Source organism: Paenibacillus sp. IHB B 3084, from assembly GCF_001447315.1.
Classification (GTDB): domain Bacteria; phylum Bacillota; class Bacilli; order Paenibacillales; family Paenibacillaceae; genus Paenibacillus.
Genome location: NZ_CP013203.1, coordinates 1993509 through 2017769, shown reverse-complemented (window position 1 = coordinate 2017769; position 24261 = coordinate 1993509). Strand labels below are relative to the sequence as shown.

Sequence of the window (24261 nt, the reverse complement as noted above, 5' to 3'; positions counted from 1 at the left end):
TCGTCTTTTTATATAGGGATGTACGCATCTTTGACATGTCGAAAGCTGAAGCTTCATGTTATGATATACGAGAAAAGCAAAAGCGGTCAGCATAGGCCTGGCATCCAATTTTTCGCGCTATGGGAGTGTGAGTCCATGCAGTTTTCAATGATGTTTCTAATGAATCTGGGGATGCTGATTGCCGTTGCCTATGTGGCGAACGTGATTTATAAATATGGGTTGAGTCGTACCTCTTCGCGATTTAAATATATCAGCTCGGTACTGCTGGTGGTATTTGGCGGATGGGTTAGCTCTTGCTTCGGTTTTAACTTTAGTGAGACGGTTATTTTTGACCTGCGCTTTGTTCCGTTGATTATCGCGGCGTTGGTGTATCCCCGCTCCTATACACTTATTATTATCGGGGTAGCGATCGGGCTTACAAGGTTTACCTTCGGGGTGAATATGGCGGCGTGGGTCGGCTTTCTGAATATGAGCATTCTGGGCATGCTGTGCGCCGGATTGAACTACTGGATGCGCCGTTCCACCTGCCGTCTGATTATTAAGGCATCAGTGACTATTTTAGCGGTTAATATCGTAAATACGTTGAATATTGCCTTTCTGGGCGTCATTCCATGGCGCTATTATGTGGCGGAGGTTGTTCCTCTCACTTTGCCTATTGGCATTGTACTCAGCTTTTTATTTGCGCTGATTTTACGTGATTTCCAGATGGAGCAGATGCGTAATTATCAGATTATACAGGCCAATCAGCTATTATCGGAACAACGCGATGAGTTACAGAAGACGAAAATCATTTTGGAAGAACGGGCCAGACAGTTAATGGTGGCTTCCCAATATAAATCGGATTTTATGGCAACGATGTCGCATGAGCTGCGTACACCACTTAATAGCATTATTAATCTGGCGCAGATCATCAACGAGCAGGGAAAAGAACTGGATGAGGACGAGCTTTACCAGTATAGCGAGCTGATCTATGCTTCGGGGCATGATTTACTCCAGTTGATCAATGACATTCTGGACTTGTCCAAAGTCGAGGCAGGGCGGATGGAAATCGTCAGTGAGCCGATCAGTGTGCGCGAGATTGCGCAGGTGATGATGATGCATTTTGAAGTCACTGCCAAGGACAAGAAGCTTGAATTCAGCTTGAACGAGCATGGCGATATACCGGATGAAATTCGATCCGATGCCAAACGTGTACAGCAAATTTTGCGCAACTTGTTATCTAATGCTTTTAAGTTCACTCATGAGGGAAGTGTATTGCTGGAGATCAGCACACAGCATCTGGAACGAAAGGGGCAGGAGGGAGATTGGGTTGTATTTGCGGTAAAAGACACGGGCATCGGTATTTCCAAGCTCCAGCAGCATGTTATTTTTGAGGCATTCCAGCAGGCGAACGGTTCCATTAACCGCAAATATGGAGGAACCGGGCTGGGACTATCGATCAGTCGTGATTTATCCCGCTTGTTGGGCGGTTTTATACGTTTGGAGAGTGAGGAGGGCAAGGGAAGCACCTTTTCCCTGTACCTGCCCATGTGTCCGTCTAAAAGCAGAGAGGCGGGAGAACAGCCGTTTAAATTAGCCTAGTAAACAAGTGCAGGAGCAGGTGCGTTACAGGTGACAGGCATAAGGAGGTCTATCGTGGAGCGTAAAGCGGTCGTCGTGGGTGCAACGGGGCTTGTCGGGGGTTATGTTGTACGGGAGCTGCTGGTGCAAAAGGAATACAGCCGCGTCATGGTTGTGGGCAGACGTGCGCTGGAAATCAAGCATCCCAAGCTGGAGCAGGCACTCATCGACTGGGAGCAGCCGCTGGAAGCAGCATCCGCCTTCGAGGGGGTTGATGATGTTTTTTGCTGCCTCGGGACGACGATGAAAAAGGCTGGCTCCAAGGAGCAGTTTCGTCAGGTGGATCTGGACTATCCGGTTCTGACCGCCCGGTTGGGCAAAGAGGCCGGTGCGGTGCAGATGCTCGCCATCTCCTCGATGGGAGCGGACCCGGAATCGCGCGTGTTTTACAACCGTACGAAGGGTGAGGCTGAGGAGGCGCTTGCCGATATTGGCTTGCCTGCGTTGCATTTGTTCCGTCCGTCGCTGATTTTAGGCACAAGGCCCGAACGTCGTTTTGGCGAAGCCGCCGCGGCCGTCGTGATGAAGGCACTGGATGGCGTGATGACAGGCAAACTGGCTTCCTACCGCGCCATCCCGGCCTCGGTGATCGCACGGGCTATGGTACGAATCGCTCTCGCGCATGCGAGCGGCGTACATATTTATCCGAATGATATCATTCGGGTCATCGGAGCTGAGCTGACACCCGGTGAGGATGAACCCGAAACAAAAACGGGTGCCGATAAAAATGTGTAAAATTAAAGCACAGCCATAACAGGGTACCTTGGGGGGGGACCCGTTATGCTGTAATCCATTAATGCGGAATAGTGGCTTTGGACTTCCCGTGCTATAATACGGAGAACCAGTATTAGGAAGGAGCATTCAACCCATATGAAAAAAACAATTGCTACTGAAAAAGCGCCCGGCGCTATCGGACCCTATAGCCAAGCTGTAGAGGCGGGCGGTTTTATTTACACCTCAGGACAGCTTGGACTGAATCCGTCAACAGGTGAGTTCGGTAAAGATGTACAGGAGCAGGCTCGTCTGTCCTTGAGCAACGTACAAGCTATTCTGGAAGCAGCTGGAAGCAGCCTGAACCAAGTCGTGAAAGCGACCGTATTCCTGAAAGATATGAACGACTTTGTCAGCGTAAATGAAGTATACAGCTCTTTCTTCGAACAACCGTATCCGGCTCGTAGTGCGGTGGAGGTAGCTCGTCTGCCGAAGGATGCACTGGTGGAGATTGAAGTTATCGCCTTGAAGGGCGAATAGGCTAAGGAATACAAAAGAACTTCCAAAATCCACACATGATGTGGAAATGGAAGTTCTTTTATGCCTGTGGTATACGTGATGAGATTCCTTTAGTCCCGGTCCCGGTTACGGGCAAAGAACAGCCAAAGCGAGTACACCAGGATGATTGCGGCCAGAATGAATGCAGCCAGCCGCACGTTTTCATTGTCCGGATGCTTGATGGCGATGGCGACATAAGCCCACACGAACACAAGTGGATAAATGCTGTCACGATATGGAAAGCTGACCATGATAGCAAGCACGGTGCCAATGAACAGGAAGATGATCGCCCATGTGGTATCGCTGAGTCCCCAGCCGTTCCACTCGTTCTTTTCCAGTGCCACCGCGATGTTGATGATGGTAGCGACGGATACCCAGCCAAGGTTCAGACTGAACGGTAGCTTGACGAACCACATTTCCCGAGGGTTGGTTGCGGCGTACGAGAGCGTACATATACGACAGCCAGAGAGAGCAAGTACAGGATAATGACGATCACACACAACTCTACATATACATACTGCCACAAAAAAATCCAGATCATGTTGAAGATACAGCTTAAAATAAAGAAAAAACCGATAGACTGAACGCTCGTCTTGGTTTGTCCTGCCGATGTAGCCTGATACACAATAAAGCAGGCAAGCAGCAAGTAAATAACCGACCAGATGGAAAAGGCATAACCCGCAGGTGTCAGCAGGGTAGGATACATATTGGATACGGCAGCAGTGCTTCTTCCGCCGATGGGAAGTGTGGAAGCCAGAATGTTAATGACGATGACAGCGATAAACGCAATGATATTCCACCATTTCAATGAATGGCTTCGTGACATAGGGCATCTCCTCCTCAATGAATAATGAACCGTGGAATGACCGACTGGTCACAATCTTCTACTATGAATATACCCACTTTGCTACCAAATATGTCCTTGCCGGGAAAAGTTTCATGCTACAAATATTTTATTAAAAAGGTGTATGTATATGCTGTCATATGTAGTCCAATGATAAAAATTTTAATCACTAGAAGTAAGGAGACAAGAGGGATGAATGGTTTGGAAAAAGCGGGAAAGTTCGTAGGAGGAACCTTTTCGATCTGGGTACTTTTATTTGCATGTCTGGGATTTTTCTTTCCTGCGGCGTTTACAGGACTGAAAGGATACATACAGCTATTCCTTGGCATCGTGATGTTCGGTATGGGGATGACGCTGTCCTCGGCTGATTTTCGTGAAGTATTCCGGCGTCCGGTTGATGTGGCTATTGGTGTAGTTGGGCATTATCTAATCATGCCGTTTTTGGCTTTTGCGTTAGCGCTGGTATTGCAGCTACCGCCAGATATTGCTGTTGGTGTTATTTTGGTAGGGTGTTGCCCAAGCGGCACCGCTTCCAACGTGATGACCCTTTTATCAAAAGGCGACGTGGCGCTGGGAGTATCCATTGCTTCGGTGTCGACGCTGATCGCGCCACTGGCAACCCCGGCCATGATCAGCCTGCTTGCTGGACGGTGGATGAATATTGATGCAAAGTCGCTAATTATGGATATTCTCGTCGTGGTTATTGTACCGATTGTGCTGGGGGTTATCGTCAAATCGCTGTTCCGTAAACAGGCTGAAGCAAGTGTCAAGGCACTGCCGCTCGTATCGACGCTGGCTATTGTGCTGATCGTGGCTATTGTAGTCGCAGGCAGCAGAGGCAAGATTTTGGAAACCGGCCCGATTATTTTTGCTGTGGTGATTTTGCATAACGGCATCGGGTTCCTGCTCGGGTATTGGTTTGCCAAGCTGTTCGGAATGAATCTGTCCAAACGCAAAGCCGTTACGCTGGAAACAGGGATGCAAAATTCCGGGCTGGGCGCTGCGCTGGCAGCGGCTCATTTTAATCCGATTGCCGCTGTGCCGAGTGCAATTTTCAGCGTGTGGCACAATATTTCCGGCTCGCTGCTTGCGACCTGGTTTTCCCGTCGGGAAGAAAAGGACAGCACAGCAGGGAGATAGCTAAAACGCCGTCAGGCACTTGGAATTGTACAGGCTCACCGAATGGTTTTTAGGGAGGATCAGAAGGGTTTTATTTGACTTTATATGAGCGGATCATTATACTGTGGTTATTATAACCACTGTATTTAAGTAAGCAATATTACACATGCTTCATAAGAGTAAAGTTGCCTTGAATTCGTTTTCGGCATCATGGTAACAGCCCATATTCGTTTTGATCTGACTTACATTAAAGGAGAGAGTACCGAAATGAATCCAAAATATAAACCGTTATTTGAAGCTTTTACTCTGCCATCCGGCGTTACGTTGAAAAACCGTATTACGATGGCACCGATGACTAACTTTGCGTCTCATGAAAATGGTGAAGTCAGTGATCAGGAGTTGGCTTACTATCGTGAGCGTTCCGGCGGTGTAGGTGCGGTCATTACCGCTTGCGTGTACGTGACTCCAGATGGTAAAGGCTTTGTAAATGAGTTTGGTGCGGACAAGGATGAAATGATTCCGAGCCTGCGCCGTCTAGCTGACACGATTCATCAGGAGGGCGCAAAAGCGATTCTGCAAATTTATCATGGCGGTCGTTTGTGCCCACCGGATCAGATACCGGACGGACAGCCGATCAGCGCAAGCGCGGTGGCTGAGGAAAAAGAAGGCGCACCTGTGCCGCGTGAAATGACTACCGACGATATTCACCGCGTTATCCGTGCCTATGGCGAAGCTACTCGCCGCGCGATTGAAGCGGGCTATGATGGTGTGGAGCTTCACGGAGCGAATGGATATCTGGTACAGCAGTTCTTCTCTCCGCATTCCAATCTTCGTACCGATGAGTGGGGAGGCAGCCTTGAGAAGCGTTTGACCTTCCCGCTGGCGATTGTCCATGAAGTGAAGAAAGTGATCGCAGAGCATGCGAAGCAGCCTTTCATTTTTGGATATCGCTTGTCTCCCGAAGAAGGAACCACGCCGGGCATTACACTGGACGATACGTTGGTGCTCGTTGACCGCTTGGCAGATCAAGGTCTGGATTACCTGCACATTTCCGTCAATCATTTCTTCGGCGGGTCCATTCGTGATCGTAGTGCAGAACAATCCCGTACCGTTATTATTCATGAAAAGGTGGGCGACCGTGTGCCTGTCATGGGCGTTGGCTCGCTGAATACGCCTGACGAAGCTCTCGGCGCACTGGAGACAGGTGTACCGCTGGTTTCACTGGGACGTCCGCTTTTGATGGAACCGCAATGGGTTCAGAAGGTGCAACACGGCACTGAAGATACGATCCGCACGACATTGTCCAAGCAAGCTCAACAGGAGCTGGTCATTCCGGACTACCTGTGGGGTGCGTTGACGACGATGCCTGGCTGGATGCCTGTTACGGACTAAATCTCGAATGAATTAGATGAGGATACCCTGGGTTGCTTTCATGCACCTGGGGTATTTTTCTGCCCTGTAAATACATGCACACGAAAAACAGAGAAAGAAGGGAAATGACAATGTTAAATGAATCCAATGGCGCAAGTTTGATCACTTCCACCCATCCGGGGCTACAGATTCGGCTTTTACAAGTAAGTGATGCAGAACGATTATTGGAGATTAGACGCGAAAATTTTGATTTTCTTAAGCCATTTGAGCCGGAACGGCCTGAAATTTACTTTACGCTGGAAGAACAGGCCCGCCTGATTTCCATCGGCCTTGAGGCTGCACGAGCCGGGCAGGGATATACGTTTGGACTTTTTTTGCCGGAAAATGATAAGCTGATCGGCAGAATGGAGCTATCGGGCGTAGCCAGAGGCCCTTTTCAAAATGCGAATCTGGGATACTTCGTAGATCCTGCACATCACGGACAAGGCTACGCCACCTCAGCAGTAAAGGATGTTGTACGTTACGCCATCAATGAATTGGGATTGCACCGTATACAGGCCGGGGTTATGCCGAGAAATACGCCATCCAATCGAGTGATGGAAAAGGCCGGATTTCGCCGGGAAGGGCTGGCTATAAACTATTTGAAGATTAATGGTGTCTGGGAAGATCATGTGCTGTATGCGTTAACGGCTGAGGATCTACAGAATGTCGTTTTCTGAACTCGCCGGGCGTGATGCCCTCCAGTTTTTTGAATACCTTGCCAAAATATTTTTCGTCCTGATAACCAACCATACCGGCAATATGATGAAGGCGTAGCTTGTCGTTTAACAGCAGCAGCTTCGCTTTGTCCATCCTGATCCGACATAGATACTCGGACAGATTAACGCCGTATTCCTGCTTGAATTTACGAGAGATATATTCCCGACTGAGGTAAAAACGGCTCGCCATATCCTGTAGGGAAATGTCCTCATCGTAATGAGTGTCCAGATAGCGGGCAATATCACGGATAACAGGATTGCTTGGGCTATGGCTTGGTGTAAGGGCCTGCCCGGCTGCAAGCAGTCGGTTTTCAACCTGCTTCTGCCATAGGGGCAGGGATAGCAAGCCCCGGTTGTCGATCGGCAGGGCAGGGATGGAGCTGTGCTCGTCTGCCAGTTCCTCGCCTGCGGCATCTCCGGGTCTGTCATTCAGCCAGCGAGCCAGCATCCAGTCCAGCTCCTGATTCCAGCCGACCAGTTGCTCTGCCGTAACCGAAGGTAGCTCGGCTACGGCTGCTATCCAGCCTCCTGCCGCCGCAGCTATACGACTGGCGTTGCAGCTAAGCGCACTAAGCCGCAGCTCCTCCTCCATCTCGGGAAGCTGAGGAAGACGTACGGCTTGCCGTGCAAGAGAGCTATGGTGCAGCCAGTCGGCGGCTTGCAGCACATCCCGTTTCCACAATGCTTGCCGCGCTTCCTGGTAGGCTGTGGCCGCCGCCACGGGAAAGGCACCGAAAGAGCCGATTCCAATATGCATATAGCACCGCAACGCCGTTCTTATCCCTGTGTGTATATCCTGCAAGAGCAGCGGCCAGCGGGACGGTTCGCCCCAATACAGCAGAATAATTTCGTCCATACGCTCCAGATGACGGAACGCAATCCCGGTTTGTGAATTCCCGAGAAACTCGTTGCAGATGTTAATCAGGGAGAAGCCCAGAAGCGTGTGCCGCGTTTTGTATTTGTCCAGTATATCGGCATCCAGTTGAGTGGTGCTCATCACCGCTGCATTGCACATATGAATAGCCGCAGGAAGATGCAGTTCCTCACGTAAAGGCGTGATGGAAAGATGGGTATTCGCCGTGCCGGACACCAGCTCGGTCAGGAGCTTGTCGGCATAGTGCGGTCTCATCCGGTTCACCTCAATGGCCTGCATCGTGTGCCTGTTCCGGTCTTGCTCCGCTGTCTGCCAGGCTTGAGTGGCTTTGGTTAAAGCCTCGTTAATCTCCACCGGGTCCACAGGCTTGAGAATATAGTCCATGCCTCCCCGACGGATGACCTGCCGGACCAGCTCAAAATCGTCATAGCCGCTGACCACCACGACTCTGGTCGCGGGGGAATTCACCTGAATCCACTCCATCAGGGCCACCCCGTCCTTGCCTGGCATTCGCATATCCGTAAGTACAACAGGTGGCGAAAGGGCGGTGATGACCTCAATCGCCTGATCGCCCGACTCAGCTTCAATGACCTCAGTCACGCCACAAGCTTCCCAATGTACAAGCATTCGAATGGCATGGCGCACATGCTTTTCATCATCCACAATCAGCACTTTCATGACAGGTCACTCTCCCTTAATATGAATTTCGGTATGGGCTTCGGTACGAATTTCGAGTGTATAACGAACGCCATGAGGCAGAATATTGTCTACATACAGGGTATTAGAGCCATCTTCGGAGTGAAGCTGGATGCGCAGCAGCACATTACGGAGTCCGATGGAATCCGACTCGCCATTGTTCGGTTCCTCATAGGCTTTCAGCGGACGTTTCAGCATATGCTGAAGCTGCTCCAACTCAGCCTGCGGAATGGAAGTTCCGTTATTTTCCACTGTTATCTTCACGATTCCTTCCCGAATCTGGCAGCCTGCAATTCGAATCTCACCATGTCCCAGCCGCGGATCAGCACCGTGTTTAAAGTAATTTTCCACTAATGGCTGGAGAATCATTTTGGGCACTTGATCATTCAGGACCCCATCATCCCACTGGTAAGTAACCTCTAATTGCTCGCCAAAGCGTTCTTTTTGCAAATCAAGATATTGCTTTACGTGCTCGGCTTCTTCCTTGAGTGTAACGACTGTATGATCCCGCATGTTATAGCGCAGCATTTTGGCAAGGGAAGAGAGCAGAGAATAGATTCGCGGCACCTCATGCTGTAGAGCCAGCGTTCCGATAGATTGTAGCGTATTGTATAAAAAATGAGGATTAATCTGTGCTTGAAGCGCTTTCAATTGATGTGTCTTGTTCGCCAGTTCGAGCTTGTATTCCCGTAAAATGAGGTTGTTGATCGTATCCATCATCTGTCTGAAACGGCGTGACAGCACTCCGATCTCATCATTGCTCATGGCCTGGATGTCTACATCCAGTTGACCGGACTGAATCTGGTTTATGTAGCGGGTCAGTCGCTTGATGGGCTCTGTGATTTTGATGGAAATCCACAAGGTGGCGACAATGACGAGCAGCAACGCTGCGCCTGTAATGACTGCATTGATCTGGGTCAGGCGAGTGGCCCGTAAATAAAGCGTGCGATTAGGGATTTTCTTGACGATCGTCCAGCCTGACAGGTTGGCATCCAGCTTGCCATACACCTGCAATGCCGTATCGTCTTCAATAACACCGTGCTCGCCTTCTTTAGAAATTCGATTAAGCAGACCGGATTCCTTCCAGTGTGTTCCAATCGCCTCTTCCTGTCCACTATATATGATCGTTCCGTTCCGGTCGACCAAAAACAGCTCCTCTGTATCTGCATCGTACAATTGACGGCAAATGCTGCGCAGCGGCTCCAGACGAACATCCATAGCAAGTACCCCAAGCGTCTCTGAGGAAGGAATGTTCCGAATCGCCCGATGGAGTGTGAATACCTGTCGCTGTGTGTTGTGCTCCGCATAGGAAACCGCCGAAAAGCCGTACAAATGCTCCGTATGTGAAGGCTGGATGAACAATCCGGAAGAACTGTAATGAATAGAGCCGGGAAAGGGGGCGAGCCGGAATTCCCGTAGAGGGACCGTGCTGGTAATCAGCGTAGATTGCCTGGCCTCAAAAGAGTGCAAATACACCTGGTCGATGCCTGACGAAGCATTCATCATCGTTTGCAGCGTGGTGTAAATTTCGGCGACGGCCCGGTAATCATCCGGAATTTTAGCCAGGTTGCGCAGGAAATGAGGATCATTATAGACTCCAATGGACGCGCGGTTCAATCCCTGTAAATAGTTATCCAGATTCGTAATTCCCTGAAAAATAAGCCGTTCATTTTCTTGTGTGGCCTGCTCTCGCAAGGATTGCTTGGTAAGAATGAAGGTCATGGTCATCGACAGCAGCAGAGGCAGAGTGACCGCAATTAACAGAAACCAGATCAAGCGGGAACGAATGCTATGGAATTTCATGCGGATAGCTCCTTTCACGATTCAAGGCAAGCCGGAGGTCAATATTTTCCCCCTGAATGGTTCACGATCTTGCGTGTTCTCCAGAGCGCTTATTCGACATAATGAACATGTGAACCGCAAATCGTATGGTCAAAGCGTCCATGCTGCTTGATGAGGAAGCCGTAAGGAGCGCTTCAGACACCAACAGACAACAAAGGAGGGGATCAGCTTGAACCGCGCCAAATCGTCACAATGGCTCCAGCAATGGATCTTCGTAGGGCCGTCGACGTTATTTTTCGTTATCATTATTGTAATCCCTTTCATGCTGGGAATGTACTATTCTTTTACTGAGTGGAATGGAGTTGCTAATCAGGCGAAGTGGGTCGGATTGGATAATTTCAGTCACATTTTACTGGATGATGACAAGTTTAGGACAGCGTTCTGGTTTACGGTCCGTTTTACGGTGATTGGAGTGGTGGCTGCGAATATGATTGGTTTTCTGCTGGCGTATTTTTTAACCAAGCCGCTGAAAACAAAAAATGTGCTGAGGACTATTTTTTTCATGCCCAATGTGATTGGAGGGCTGTTGCTGGGATTTATATGGCAGTTTATTTTTGTCAAAGGATTTGCAGCGATCGGAGAGAGTACGGACTTGTCCTTCTTCAATCTGCCCTGGCTGGGAGATGAGATCACGGCTTTCTGGGGTATTGTGATCGTGTTTATCTGGCAAACCGCCGGATATTTGATGGTTATCTACATCTCTTCCCTGACCAATGTGCCCCGGGATATGCTGGAGGCAGCCGAAATTGACGGAGCGAGCCGGATGCAAATATTGCGGACGATTATACTGCCTTTGATCATGCCTGCCGTTACGGTATGTCTTTTCCTGGCGATCTCGTGGTCGTTTAAAATGTTCGATCTCAACTTGTCACTGACCAAAGGGGGCCCCTTCGGTTCCACGGAGTCGGTCGCACTCAATATTTATAACGAGGCGTTTGTGAATAATCGTTATGGGCTGGGAACGGCCAAGGCACTCATATTCTTTATCATTGTTGCTCTGGTTACGAGTCTTCAGGTACGACTGACGAAAAGCCGGGAGGTGGAGGCGTAAATGGAAACAAGCAAGCGCTACCGCTTTGGAACATGGGCGACCGAGCTGGTGATGATCCTCGTCGCATTGTTATTCCTCGTCCCGTTTTACTTTTTATTCGTGAATTCGGTCAAAAGCTTTGGTGATCTGCTCACCGATTCGGCGGCCTGGCCGCAAACGTTTGTATGGAGTAACTATGCCAGAGCATGGAGCATTACGCGTTTTCCCGAGGCCTTATGGAATTCACTCGTGGTTACGGTGGTCAGTAATCTGTCGCTCGCACTGATCAGCTCGATGGCTGCTTACCGGATGGTCCGGCATCCGACGCGTTATAACCGGGTGTTGTTCACCCTGTTTGTGGCTGCCATGGTCATTCCTTTTCAATCCGTGATGATTCCTTTGGTCAAGGTGGTCAGTACACTGGATTTAATGAACAGCATCGGTGGTCTGGTTATCTGTTATTTGGGATTTGGGGCGCCTATGTCCATCTTTCTCTTTCACGGGTTTGTTAAAGGCGTACCGGTTGAGGTGGAGGAGGCGGCTACGGTAGACGGCTGTACGCCTTACGGTGTGTTTTTCCGCATTGTATATCCGTTGATGCTGCCGATGATGGTAACGGTTATTATTTTGAATACACTCTGGATTTGGAATGACTATCTGCTGCCTTCTCTTGTGCTGCAAAAGGCGGAGCTGCGAACGATTCCAATTGCGACCTATGCCTTTTTCGGGCAATACACCAAGCAGTGGGATTTGGCATTGCCTGCACTGGTACTAGGCATCTTGCCAGTGATCGTATTCTTTCTGGCCATGCAAAATATATTATTCAAGGTATTATGGCTGGCTCAGTCAAGGGCTGAGTGTACCCTGAAAATAACTATCACTTTTTGGATAGAAAGGAACATAACTATGAAAACGCATACTTTTAAAAAGAAAGCCCAAGCTCTGATTCTGCTTCTCGCTGCTTTTGCACTTGTTCTGGCAGGCTGTAACAGTAGCGGTGGTGAACAAAATGCAGGAAAAGAGGAAGCCAAGGAAAAGACGATTCATATTTTTCAGTTCAAAGTGGAAATTGCAGAAGCGCTCAATCGCATGAAGGCGGAATATGAAGCGTCCCATCCGGGAATCAAGCTCGATATTCAGACCGTGGGCGGAGGTAGCGACTATGGGGCTGCCTTGAAGGCGAAGTTTGCCTCCGGGGAGCAACCGGATATTTTTAACGTAGGAGGCTACCGGGAGCTGGATACGTGGCTGGAGTATTTGGAGGACCTGTCTGACCAGCCTTGGGTCGGTGACGTGGTCGATGTCGCCAAGGAACCCATGAGCAAGGACGGCAAGCTGTACGGTCAACCGATGAATCTGGAGGGCTACGGCTTTATTTATAACAAGGATTTATTCAAGAAAGCGGGCATTACCGAGACACCCAAAACGCTGTCCGAGCTGGAAGGGGCTGCCCAAAAGCTCCAAGCCGCAGGCATTACCCCTTTTTCTAATGGATATCAGGAGTTTTGGGTGCTGGGGAATCATTTGCTGAACGTGGCATTTGCCAATCAACCGGACCCGTCAGCTTTCGTGAAAGGGCTGAATGATGGAACAGCGAAAATCCCGGGCAACGCTGTATTCGCCGAGTGGATCAAGCTGTTCGATCTGACGCTCAAGTATGGCAGCTCCAAGCCGCTGACGACTGATTACAACACACAGGTAACGAATTTTGCTACTGGCAAGGCTGCCATGATGCAGCAAGGGAACTGGACCCAGGTACAAATTGACGGGATTAATCCAAAGCTGAATCTGGGTATTCTGCCTATGCCGATTGGTGAAGACGCCGCAGCCGGAGATAAGCTGTTTGTAGGAGTCGCCAACAACTGGGTAGTTAACAAAATTCATCTGTCAAAGCCGAGGCGAAGGAGTTTTTAAACTGGATGGTGACATCCGAGCAGGGTAAAAAGTATATTACCAAGGAATTCAAATTCATTCCGGCGTTCAAGAGCATCAAAGGGTCAGAGGCCGATATGGGCCAATTGGGTGCCGAAGTGGTGAAATACAGTCAGGAAAACAAGTTGCTGGGCTGGTTCTTTAGCCGCTATCCTGAAGGAGCGCAGCAGGAATTCGGCAGTCAGATGCAAGCCTATGTGGCGGGTAAATCGGATGCCGGGAAGCTGTTCGAGGATTTCCAGAGCACTTGGGATAATTTGAAGACCAAATAATGAACAAAAGCACGCGATACAGCCTTCGTATTTCAGGGAGATTGCATGATCCTGAAATACGAAGGCTTTTCTGTAAACAGAGTTATATATGATAATGAAGCATAACGATATCCCCGCGGCGTTCTATTTCTTTGAGTTCAAACGTACTTGGCGGTGTTCCTTCCGGAAATAACGGTATTCCTCGTCCGAGTACCTTGGGGATAATCGCAATGATAGCTTTCTCCAGCAGTCCCTCTCGCATGAAGTCCTGAACTAACTGTCCTCCACCCACTAGCCATACTGCACCTTCCGATTGTTCTTGTAGACGCGAAACAAGCTCAGATAGAGCTTCGTCTGTAAACGTAACATGCGGTGCTTGCTGATGCTTCGTTAATGACCGGGTGAGTACATAACACGGCTTGCCGGCATAAGGGAAATCATCTGAAAGCTTCAATACCTCCTCATACGTTAACCTGCCCATCAGCACCGTGCCTACGGTGTCGTAAAAGTCGGCATATCCATTGTCCCCGCCATCTCCTTTGACATCATACAGCCAGTCCACTGAGCCATCCGGCAGCGCTATATACCCGTCGAGACTCATGGCAATATACAGCACGATTTTGTTGCGAGGCTTTGTATCCTTCATCCTTCATCACTCCTTTCTATCTCCTATGTTACAATATATTTATGACATATTATGTCGTAGTTAAATTGCGTACCCGATTGAATTTTTAATAAAAGGAGTCCCTTATGAACGAACGCAGAATTGCCCTTATGAGGATACTGGATTCCCGAAAAAAATATACGGCACGTGAGCTTGCCGAGCGTTTTGACGTCTCCGTCAGGACGATACAAAGAGATCTCGACTATTTGCAACAGACCGGGTTACCCCTTTATACCGAAACTGGCCCTCATGGCGGGTACCGGGCGCTTCCCAATCGACTTCTTCCGCCTCTTCATCTTGCCCGCGACGAGGCCCTCGGTCTTTTTCTCATGCTGCAACTGCTGGAAGACATTCCGGATATTCCTTTTGGATCGGTTCGTGGGCATGTATCCGAGCATTATTATGCCGGGCTTCCACAGGATGTACGGGACAGCATTGATCAATTGAAGGACTATATCTCTTTTCGCATGATGCCTACTCACGCAGAGTCGCCCTACACCTCGCTCATTTTGGAGGCTGCGTTGAATAAGCGCCAGGTGAAGATGCATTACCGCTCCGCTTCCGGGGAAAAGTGGACTGAAGTATATCCGGTTGGGCTATATTTTGATCATGGATATTGGTACATGCCAGCGCATAGCAAAGGCCGGATTATCCTGTACCGTTCAGATCGGGTAATCGCAATGACCATGCTGGAACAAACCTTACCCGGCCTTCCCACACTTCGGGAATGGATGGCTTCGGATGATTCTCGTACGGGAATTCCGTCAAAAATAAAGTTTACCGCGTTTGGTGCCCGGCTGGCGGAATCAGATCCCCTCTTCCAGAATGTCTCCCATCTGGAATGGCAGGGATATATTCCGTTCGAAGAATTTAAATATGTATCCAGACTCCTGCTAAAGTATGGGCCAGAGGCCGAGGTCATATATCCGGAAGAGCTGCGTATGCGAGTCAAGCAACTGCTTCAAGATAGCCTGAATCCTTATCTGAAAGATGATAAAGCGGATGATGAAGAAAAAGAGAATTGATCCAATAGATGGAGTCTCTTATTTATAGTTAACCACATGAATATTTATAGTTAATCACATGAATATTTAAGGTTATTAACTTATGAGTTTCCATTTATTTTTGCGATAAAGTTTTGAAAAGAGCCCGTTTTCGTATATGATGAAGAGTAATAATTCAAAAGGCTGGACGGGAGACAGATATGAATCAACCGCTTTATGGAATATGGCTCGGAGATGTGTTTTTTTGCTTTTCTGGTGAGACGTCGGAACCACGTATTGATGTGTGGAGCAGTGTGGTCCGCAGGCTGACGCTGAAGGGAGACCTTCGGCCGTTTCGGCAGGCTGCGTTGCGTCTTGCTGAGGTGCGGATACCGAACACCGCTCGTGTGGAAGTCGCAGGCAGAGGAGGCAAAAGACGCTCCATGCTGGGGCGCACGCTGGAGGGCCTGGCGCTGGAACCGCGCGAAACGCTGGCCCTGCTGACCCGTATGGACGAGAAGGGCTGTGTCGCGTCGGGCATTACGCTGGGAGAGGAAATGCAATATTGGCAAAAAGCCGCTCATTTTGCGCTGGAACTGATGCAGCGAGGCGAAATTGCGCCATCGCTTACAGAGGCGCGTCCATCGGGACCACGCCGTCGTGGCCCGGAGGCGGCGGTTGGGGTGTGGATTCCCCGGCTGCGTCTGGAAGAGGACGTTCGCCGCTTTCATGAGCTGGCTTCGGCGATGCCTGCCGTCTGCATGGCGGCTCCCGCCGTCTTCGCGGGCAAGGAGCCGGAAACACGGGAGGACGCAGCGGGGATCGTGCTCTATTCCTTCCTGTGTGCGGTCATCCATGCGGAAACGACTGCGGTACTGGCAGCCTCAGACCGTGAGCTGAGCAGATATCGCGCAGAGTATCGGCGCGGGAGATCGCCGCTGGCAGAACTGTGGTGGAACAGTCTGCTAACAGGTTCCCGTCCGGTTGCGATACAGGGAACGCCTGCCGAGATGGAGGAACTGGTCCTCCAGGCGGCCTCTCTTGAAGGAAGCGCAATGCCAGTCACGGAACGGAAGGATCAGGAGCCGATCGAAGGGCAGGTTCGTCTATGTCTTCGTCTGGAGCCTTCACTGGAAGAGAATGTGAAGGAATGGCGTATTACCTTTTGGGCGGAAAGCGATGCCGAGCCGGGGTTGCGACTGCCTGCTTTGGCGCTGTGGGCGTATCCCGAGCGCGATCTGGTGCGTGGAACCATCGTGTATCGCCAAGTTCAGGCACAGCTGCTGCTGCTGCTTGGACAGGCGGCCGAAGCGGCGCCGATACTGCAAGAAGCGTTAAGTCGCCCTTATCCCGAGGGCCTCACGCTGGAGCCAGAGCTGTTTTTTCGCTTCCTGACGGAAGCCGTGCCCGCTCTGCAAAAGAACGGCACCACCGTGCAAATGCCTTCACGCTGGAGCCGGGAGGGCCGCCGCCGCGCAGGCCTGCGGCTCAAAATGCGTTCGGCGGAGCGCGGCGCACCGCCGGAAGGCGTGATTGCCGACACATCGACGGTCGGCATTAACCGTATGATTTCCTTTGATGCCGAGGCTGTGCTGGGCGATACGACCTTGACGGTGGAGGAATTGGAAAGCATCGTCGCGGCCAATTTGCCGTATGTACGTTTGGGAGGCGAATGGATTGAGGTCGATCCGAAGGAAATACGTCAGGTGCTGCGTTTTATCAAGCGCGGCGAAGACGGTGAAATGACCTTGTCCGAGTGGATGCATCTGGCCGCGGAAAATGAAGGTGCAGGCGAGGCCTCATGGAAGGGCCTGTCCATCTTCGGTGCGGAATCCGCCGGGTTGCTGGCCTCTCTGGTTGAGGGCGGCGTGCTTCGTTCTGTGGAGCCACGCCCTGTACCGAAGACGCTGCATGGCGCATTACGTCCTTATCAGGAGCGCGGCTTCCAATGGCTGGCTGCCATGCGCGGGCTGGGCTTCGGCGTCTGCCTTGCAGACGACATGGGGCTCGGTAAAACAATTCAGGTGATTACCTGCCTGCTCGATGGCGGCATCGGGGCCGCGGATCAGCGTCCAGCGCTGATCGTCTGTCCGACCTCGCTGCTTGGTAACTGGCAGCGGGAGTTGAAGCGTTTTTCGCCGGACTTGTCACTTTATATTCATCACGGCAACCAGCGACTTCACGGGGAGGTATTTCAAGAAAGCGTCCGCGAATATGATATCGTCCTCACGACCTACCATTTGGCGGGCCGGGACGGCAGTGATTTATCTGCGGTCTATTGGTCCTCCATCGTGCTGGATGAGGCGCAATATATTAAAAATGCACGGACAAAGCAGGCTCAGAGTGTGATGAAGCTGTCGGCACCGCATCGGATTGCCATGACGGGCACTCCGGTGGAGAATCGGCTGAGTGAGCTGTGGTCCATTTTTCAATTTTTGAATCCGGGTTACCTCGGCACTTCTTCTTCGTTCCGTCAGCGCTACAGTATGGCGGGAGAGGAAAGAGGGGCCGCGCTGCGCGAGCTGTATCGTCTCGTCTCGCCGTTCATGCTGCGTCGACTCAAAAGCGACCCGGATATACGCAAGGATTTGCCGGAGAAGCTGGAACTGAAATCGTATTGTGTGCTGACACCGGAGCAGGCTGGATTGTATCGCGGCGTGGTGGATCAACTCATGGGGACACTGGACGGGCAGATCGGTATCGCCCGCAAGGGACTTGTCCTGTCTTCGTTGACCAAGCTGAAGCAAATTTGTGACCATCCGGGTCTGATCATTCCGGGCCGCGCTGACACAGGAAAAACCGAAAATTCGGGTAAAATGGAACGGCTGCTGGAGCTGGTGGAAACTATTCGGGAGAATGGAGAATCCGCTCTGATTTTCACCCAATATGTGTCTATGGGAGAGCTGCTGGTAGCACGGCTGGCCCGGATTTTCGGGGAAGAACCGTATTTCCTGCATGGGGGGCTGGCGAAAACCAGACGGGACGAAATCGTCCACAATTTCCAGCAGGGGGAAGGGCCGAATATATTTGTGCTTTCCTTGCGGGCAGGCGGCGTCGGCTTGAATCTGACGCGTGCCAGTCATGTTATTCACTATGACCGCTGGTGGAATCCTGCGGTGGAAAATCAGGCGACGGACCGAGTATTCCGCATTGGTCAAAGCCGCAACGTGCAGGTGCATAAACTGATTTGCCAAGGTACGCTGGAGGAACGGATTGACGAGCTGATCGAGAGCAAAAAGGCGCTTTCCGAGCAGGTTGTCGGCTCTGGTGAGCATTGGCTGACGGAAATGTCTGACGATGAATTGCGCGGTCTGATTGCGCTGCAAAATGATATATGGATTGAGTAAACACAGAAAGGATGAAGACGATGACAAGGCCGAGTGTGAAGCTACGGGTAACTGACGGTCAATGGGAGGCGGATGTAGAGGGGTACGGAACGGAAAACGATTCGGCGACTGCTCAGGCTGTCCGCTGGACTGGCTCCGTGCCTGTATTGAACCCGGAACAGCGAACGGCGTGGCTGGAGCAGCTAAAGGCGGAGCCTTGGGACATTTACCGTTTTATGCAGGGGGAAGCCTGCCCCTCGCTGGATGAAGTCGTTCAGGCAGCAGCCGATACGGCTACATCCAGCCTGGAGGACGGCGTTGGTGCCGCCAAAGAAGCCAGGAAGGCTCTCCAGGCCGGGTTGGAAAGCGATCCGCTACTCGGTCTGGAGCTGATCGGCATGACGCGCGAAGCGCTGCTGGAATTCGTATTCAGCGCTTGGGCAGGTGAACTGTCCCATGTGCAGGGGGCATCTCCCGCGCTTGAGCCGACCTCGCGGTCAGAGGGCGCACGTAGCGGATCGGTGGCGATCAGCGAATGGATTGCTGAATCTGCCGCCGAAGGAGCATTGCACCGCCCAGGCGCGGGCTTTCATGCCATTGAGATTCGCCTGCCGCAGAAGCTTGTTCCAGTGAATGAAGCGGATATTACGGCATTACTGCCGGGACTGCCCCGTGTGGAAGAGGCGCTGAAGCTCATACGTGAGCGTGTAGCCGAGCGCGCCCGGGTCACAATTTCAAAAAAACGTCATACTCCGCAATAATTAGGGGCTATCCTTTCTTTTTCGCGCCTATTCAGCTTTATCGAACCGGATAACAGCTTCGAAGAGTGTCGAAAGTTCAGTTACAATAGGAAAACGAAAACTATAGCAAGCCATGCATCAAATGTAATATTGGAGGAGATACCCGCATGAAACAACATATGCAACAGAAACGAACCCCTCAGCGCTGGACCAAGGCGCTTATCCCGGGACTGATTTTGCCGGGGCTGTTGTTGGCAGCGTGCCAACAGGGAGGTTCGGGCGGACAGGAAAGCCAGCCGCTGAAAGCATCCCCGACGACGCAGGAGAGCGTGCAGCCTGCTACCCAGTCGAATGCGAGCAATAGTAGCACTGAATCGGGTACTGGACAAGCCCCGGCGGGTACAGGAAGCGAACAGGCAGATCCCGTGATGACGCTGCGAAGCGAGAGTGCGCTGCAAGCCACGGTGGAGGAAGATGGTGGTACGGCGATCGTCACTAACGCGACGTCTGATACGGTCGTGGTGAACAAAAAGCGCAGCTTGCCTGTAGGCTATGCCCCGGATGATCTGGTGGAGCCGAAGGTGCCTTTTTCCTTCGAAGGTCCACATGAGAAGCGGCAAATGCGTAAGGAAGCAGCAGAAGCGCTGGAGAAGTTGTTTGACGGTGCGAAGAAGGACGGCGTTGAGCTGCGAGCTGTATCGGGATACCGTTCCTATAAGCGTCAGGTTTCCATTTTTAACAACAATGTGAAGACAAAGGGGCAGGAATACGCCTCGAAAGTCAGTGCTGTACCGGGTACAAGCGAGCACCAGACAGGATTGGCGATTGATGTGTCCAGTCCAAGCGTAGGCAATGTGCTCGAGCAATCCTTCGGAGCTTCCAAGGAAGGCGAGTGGCTGGAGAAGCATGCGCCGGAATACGGATTTATTATTCGTTATATGAAGGGCAAGGAAGATACGACCGGCTATGTATACGAGCCTTGGCATATCCGTTATGTGGGAGTAGACATTGCGGAGGATGTAGCCAAGCAGGGGATGACGCTGGAGGAATATTTTGACGAGAAGAATATCAAGCTGTAGTAGCTGAGAACAAAGCCGTAATCCTGGGGATTGCGGCAGCAGCGGCTATTCCTATGGCGGCTCGCGTAGCCGATCTCATTCCGGGGGCTAGGATGAATATGGGGACCATTAGAATCGTAGAGCAGAATAAGAACCGAGAGACTTTAAAAATTCGCACGAGAATTGTTTCGGACAAGCGTCAAAATAAAAGAACCATCGGTGTTCACTCCACACCGATGGTTCTTATTTACCGCTATCACATATTAATTCCAACCGTGATTAGAAGGTGAAAAAGTTGTGATTGATCCGCTGGTAAAACCACTTAGGGGTACAATACTAACAAGAGCGAATATCACCATCACAGATACTAATGCCTTCTTCATGCTTCAACAGCTCCTTAAAAAGGTTTTGATACTGCTCTATTTGCTCATTTGAAGCATACTGCCGATAAACTTCAAATAGTACAACAAACTTTTTGAAGTCCGCATCATTAATCATATTATATGATGTTAAAAACAGTAAAATAAGCTCTACAGAATCTTGATACCTTTGATGTTTAGCATAGTAAATAGCCCGATGATATAACAATCTAAAATAGTGAGTTCTATTTGTAGCGTCTTCGAGATTTCCAAAATCCTCAATTTTTTCTGAGAATCTTTCAAGTAGATCATCTACATTAACCGAATGAAGCGAAGCTGTCTCCATGATCGTGACGAGTCCGGGTAATAACTCTTCCGGATTATCTTCTAAAAATTGAACATACTCAGGCAGCACACTCAATTCTCCAGACAGCAAATCATTGGTATACAGATTTGCTTTAGCAAAAAATTTGAATCGCTCGACTTCTTCCCAGCCGATTTTGTCCAACCCCGAAAACCAGCCCAATTCCGAATACTTCAAAATGTATACTTTGGCCTGATCGTACAAACCGAGTTTTTGAAGAGCCGTTCCCTTGGCCAAATAGCTGAACCCGTAATAGAATACTAAAGGCCGTTCTGCCTTAAAGAGATAAGGTATTTTTTGCAAGCTTGCTTCTTGCGCTTCGTTATACATTTTTTCAGCAAGGCTGTGCAAATGGTCGGCTATAGCCAATATATCTTCCCAGGCATGTTGAGAGAACTGCAAATGAAGCAATTCAATACACTTATCTAACCTGTGGTGATCCGTCAATAAATAAGTAGCATCTTTCCCTTCCAAAACTTCTTCCATCCAACTTCCTCCCATAGTTTTATTCGTGATATGGAGTATGTACGCCAAGATGCAAGTTCCAGAAATTATACCAATCTAATACAAATATAGCCATTTTCTATCCAATGGTCAATTGTTTCTTACATAAATGCTAATTTATTGTATCATTTGATATGATAAAAGATTCATTCAAACTACGACGTGACCTTGAGAAATATAATAAAGAAGCTCCAGACCGGATGAAGGTTGGAGCTTTCTTTGCTTCTTACAGTATCCTTATCTCTTAAAATTGATTCCTAATAATTGCCACCACGCCATTGAAGGGTGTAGCTTCCCGAACGCAAATCGCTCTTGAAACCATTTATTATAACTTCTCCAATCAAGCGAGCTACCAGGTCGCTTTTCTTATACAAAACTTTATGGCTTGGTTTAATTAAAGTTCATCTGGGTTAGTGGCTGATATAGCCCATGCTGAGGCGTCTACATAAGCTCCGCCAGCACGCCACTGTATTTCATAGTTTCCTGAGCGCAATCCGCTTGAAAACCCATCCGTGCTATACCAATTAAATGTATCACCTGCACCCACATACTTGGTAAAATAATCTTTCCCACTGTCGACATGCTTTAAGGTAAAAGTAAGCGTCGCATTGGTGTTGTTTTTTACACGTAGCTTAACATGACCATATCCAGGAGATATGGAGAACTCTGTTAATGGCGACTTGCCGTCAAGGTTCACATTAAAAAGATCTTTTGTCCTAAAAAGACCCACGTCATGATTACCAGGTGTTTTCACCTCATCTTGGGTCGCGTAAGTCGATGTATTTGCAGAATTAGTTACACCTGAATCTGCAAAAATCGCACTGGGAACGGCAATAGCTCCTCCTAACAAACCTAAAGATAAGGCTGACGCAATTAAATGTTTTTTCTTCATTGATTATTCCTCCTTATATTTGTATAAAACTACCATCTCATCATACCAAAAGATTCCACGTATTGTAGTGTTTCGACAAAAAAATAGTAATATAGTATTAAATATATTATTTATTTCCATATTAACCCTCAAATTAATTACTTTGATAAGTATCCATAAGGAGGAAGAAGATTGGACTCACATATCAGCTTAGGCAACGCATTGGGTAATGTAGGCATCGGCCTGCTTATCCTGTTTGCCATAAATCGTAGGATATTTTGTGTTCAGCTTGCTGATACGTTATAACGATAATAAGAAATTGTGCGCGGCAATGTGACTCTGGCGCAACTGCTGCGCTCGATCATCGTCGGGGTGGCTTTTGTCGTAGGTACATTTTTAATGTAGCTCGATATAGAAAAGGTATACAAAGGATCTGCAAAACCGGACAACGGAGATGCAGATCCTTTTTTGTATGGGAAAACACAATTCACTGTCCGCCATCGGTCTGTTGAATTGAAGATTACGACTATCGCTTTTGTGGAGACTATTCTACAAAGCTACGGGTGATACTGCATAGCAAAAAGGAATTTGCTGCAGATATTAAACAATTTGAAGAGAAGGGAAGCCTGAACACATGAATACCTCCATCTCCCCAACCAAACCCATTCGTATGGGTGTCATCGGTCTTGGTCGTATCGCTGAATATCACGTTAGATCACTACAAACCATCTCGGGGGTTTCCATTGTCGCCGTTAGTGATGTGGATGAAAATCGTCTTCACCTGATCGGTGAGCAATTGGAGCTACCTGCTTCCAAGCATTACCCCCATTATGAAGCGCTAATCCGAGACCCTGAAGTAGATGCGATTCTGTCACTGACACCCAATGATGTGCATTTTGACATTATTCGTATTGCGCTCGAAGAGCACAAAGCTGTATTGGCAGAAAAACCGTTGACCCTCAATTGGGAGGAAGCGGATCAGTTGAACAAGCTGTATACAGCAAATCCGGTGCCTTTTCTGGTTCACTACAAGCATCGCTACGGCGCGGCCTTCCAATATACCAAGCAACTGCTGGATGAACAAAAGCTGGGCAAAATCTACAACATTCAATTCCGTTATCTGATGGATGCATTCTCACCATATCGTCAACATCCGTATACATGGCGCCATAATTTAGCCAAGGCAGGCTCTGGAGTCGTGGGCGATACAGCCTCGCATATTATTGACCTGGCCCGTTTTCTGGTGGGTGAATTTAAAAGCGTCGCGGCGCTGCTACATACGATTACACCCGAGCGGCCTGATCCGGTCACAGGTCTGCCTGTAAAAGTGGATGTGGAAGACTTCGCTGCTTTCCATGGAATCGTAGGCGATAATACCGTTGGCACGTTCATCACCCACAAAAATGCCATCGGCAAACGCCACGATATCGAAGTCGATATCTATGGCGAACTCGGTACGCTGCATGCCAGCCTTAACAACCCGGAAAATATACGCATCGTGCTGCGTGACCCGGAACATCCGGATGCCGAATACGAGACTTGGGCTGTCCCTGCAATCTATGATCATACGGCCTATGGAGATTTTGTTGAACTGGCAAGGGGAAAATCCGTGGATCGTGCCCCGGTATTCAAGGATGGCTACAAAAACCAGTGGGTGCTTGAGAAAATACTGCAATCGTGGAAAGAAAACGGACGTCTTGTAGAAGTATAAGGCAATACGAATAACCCTAATATAGATCTCATCTGTAGCAAAAAAAGAGACGATCCCACGGCAGCGGTAACCTGT

The 24261-nt window shown here is 49.6% G+C and carries 17 protein-coding genes and 3 pseudogenes; 14 read left to right on the top strand and 6 right to left on the bottom strand.

Going from position 1 to position 24261, the window contains the following annotated elements:
- The first annotated feature begins 135 nt into the window (after positions 1-135).
- The 3 genes from ASL14_RS09460 (at position 136) to ASL14_RS09450 (ending at position 2871) form a co-directional block, all read left to right on the top strand.
- Positions 136-1581 carry an ATP-binding protein gene (locus ASL14_RS09460; RefSeq protein WP_134911385.1) on the top strand — a complete coding sequence of 482 codons (1446 nt, stop codon included), beginning with the start codon at positions 136-138 and terminating at the stop codon, positions 1579-1581.
- Positions 1582-1635: 54 nt separating this feature from the next.
- The gene (locus ASL14_RS09455; protein WP_134911384.1) at positions 1636-2355 is read left to right on the top strand and encodes an oxidoreductase; all 720 of its coding nucleotides are present in this window, start codon (positions 1636-1638) and stop codon (positions 2353-2355) included.
- Between the two features lie 135 nt (positions 2356-2490).
- Positions 2491-2871, top strand: coding sequence for a RidA family protein (locus ASL14_RS09450; RefSeq protein WP_134911383.1), 381 nt, complete (start codon positions 2491-2493; stop codon positions 2869-2871).
- 89 nt (positions 2872-2960) lie between these two features.
- Here the strand turns inward: ASL14_RS09450 and ASL14_RS29285 are convergent.
- Positions 2961-3715 (bottom strand): annotated as a pseudogene (locus ASL14_RS29285) (tryptophan-rich sensory protein).
- A 210-nt stretch (positions 3716-3925) separates the two neighbouring features.
- On the opposite strand from ASL14_RS29285, the gene ASL14_RS09440 reads away from it, so the two are divergent.
- The 3 genes from ASL14_RS09440 to ASL14_RS09430 all read left to right on the top strand — a co-directional run bounded on the left by ASL14_RS09440 (position 3926) and on the right by ASL14_RS09430 (position 6942).
- Complete coding sequence (locus tag ASL14_RS09440) at positions 3926-4873, top strand: bile acid:sodium symporter family protein (protein WP_134911382.1); 948 nt, start codon at positions 3926-3928, stop codon at positions 4871-4873.
- 246 nt (positions 4874-5119) lie between these two features.
- Entirely contained in the window at positions 5120-6244 is a 1125-nt protein-coding gene (locus ASL14_RS09435; RefSeq protein ID WP_134911381.1) for an NADH-dependent flavin oxidoreductase, read from the top strand.
- A gap of 110 nt (positions 6245-6354) precedes the next feature.
- Positions 6355-6942 carry a GNAT family N-acetyltransferase gene (locus ASL14_RS09430; RefSeq protein WP_134911380.1) on the top strand — a complete coding sequence of 196 codons (588 nt, stop codon included), beginning with the start codon at positions 6355-6357 and terminating at the stop codon, positions 6940-6942.
- Here the strand turns inward: ASL14_RS09430 and ASL14_RS09425 are convergent.
- Positions 6872-8533 carry a response regulator gene (locus tag ASL14_RS09425; RefSeq protein ID WP_134911379.1) on the bottom strand — a complete coding sequence of 554 codons (1662 nt, stop codon included), beginning with the start codon at positions 8531-8533 and terminating at the stop codon, positions 6872-6874. The genes ASL14_RS09430 and ASL14_RS09425 overlap by 71 nt on opposite strands.
- 6 nt (positions 8534-8539) lie before the next feature.
- The gene (locus tag ASL14_RS09420; RefSeq protein ID WP_134911378.1) at positions 8540-10354 is read right to left on the bottom strand and encodes a sensor histidine kinase; all 1815 of its coding nucleotides are present in this window, start codon (positions 10352-10354) and stop codon (positions 8540-8542) included.
- A gap of 208 nt (positions 10355-10562) precedes the next feature.
- On the opposite strand from ASL14_RS09420, the gene ASL14_RS09415 reads away from it, so the two are divergent.
- From ASL14_RS09415 to ASL14_RS09405, 3 genes and pseudogenes are all read left to right on the top strand, one after another.
- Positions 10563-11444 (top strand): carbohydrate ABC transporter permease, encoded by an 882-nt coding sequence (locus ASL14_RS09415; RefSeq protein ID WP_134911377.1) that lies wholly within the window; start codon positions 10563-10565, stop codon positions 11442-11444.
- Positions 11445-12280: pseudogene (locus ASL14_RS09410) on the top strand (carbohydrate ABC transporter permease).
- Positions 12281-12329: 49 nt separating this feature from the next.
- Positions 12330-13627 (top strand): annotated as a pseudogene (locus ASL14_RS09405) (ABC transporter substrate-binding protein).
- An 82-nt stretch (positions 13628-13709) separates the two neighbouring features.
- On the opposite strand, the gene ASL14_RS09400 reads toward ASL14_RS09405, so the two are convergent.
- Positions 13710-14252, bottom strand: coding sequence for a dihydrofolate reductase family protein (locus ASL14_RS09400; RefSeq protein ID WP_134911376.1), 543 nt, complete (start codon positions 14250-14252; stop codon positions 13710-13712).
- Positions 14253-14356: 104 nt separating this feature from the next.
- On the opposite strand from ASL14_RS09400, the gene ASL14_RS09395 reads away from it, so the two are divergent.
- The 4 genes from ASL14_RS09395 to ASL14_RS09380 all read left to right on the top strand — a co-directional run bounded on the left by ASL14_RS09395 (position 14357) and on the right by ASL14_RS09380 (position 20398).
- Positions 14357-15295, top strand: coding sequence for a helix-turn-helix transcriptional regulator (locus ASL14_RS09395; protein ID WP_134911375.1), 939 nt, complete (start codon positions 14357-14359; stop codon positions 15293-15295).
- Between the two features lie 179 nt (positions 15296-15474).
- On the top strand, positions 15475-18600 hold the full coding sequence (locus ASL14_RS09390; RefSeq protein ID WP_134911374.1) for a DEAD/DEAH box helicase: 3126 nt from the start codon (positions 15475-15477) through the stop codon (positions 18598-18600).
- A 20-nt stretch (positions 18601-18620) separates the two neighbouring features.
- Positions 18621-19340, top strand: coding sequence for a phosphoribosylglycinamide synthetase (locus ASL14_RS09385; RefSeq protein ID WP_134911373.1), 720 nt, complete (start codon positions 18621-18623; stop codon positions 19338-19340).
- 146 nt (positions 19341-19486) lie between these two features.
- Entirely contained in the window at positions 19487-20398 is a 912-nt protein-coding gene (locus ASL14_RS09380) for a M15 family metallopeptidase (protein WP_134911372.1), read from the top strand.
- A 315-nt stretch (positions 20399-20713) separates the two neighbouring features.
- Here the strand turns inward: ASL14_RS09380 and ASL14_RS09375 are convergent, their stop codons facing one another.
- Together ASL14_RS09375 and ASL14_RS09370 are read right to left on the bottom strand one after the other, a co-directional pair.
- The gene (locus tag ASL14_RS09375; protein ID WP_134911371.1) at positions 20714-21586 is read right to left on the bottom strand and encodes a DNA-binding protein; all 873 of its coding nucleotides are present in this window, start codon (positions 21584-21586) and stop codon (positions 20714-20716) included.
- Positions 21587-21998: 412 nt separating this feature from the next.
- Positions 21999-22496, bottom strand: coding sequence for a hypothetical protein (locus ASL14_RS09370; protein WP_134911370.1), 498 nt, complete (start codon positions 22494-22496; stop codon positions 21999-22001).
- Between the two features lie 613 nt (positions 22497-23109).
- Between ASL14_RS09370 and ASL14_RS09360 the strand changes: the two genes are divergently transcribed.
- Complete coding sequence (locus tag ASL14_RS09360) at positions 23110-24186, top strand: Gfo/Idh/MocA family protein (RefSeq protein WP_134911369.1); 1077 nt, start codon at positions 23110-23112, stop codon at positions 24184-24186.
- The last annotated feature ends 75 nt before the right edge of the window (positions 24187-24261 follow it).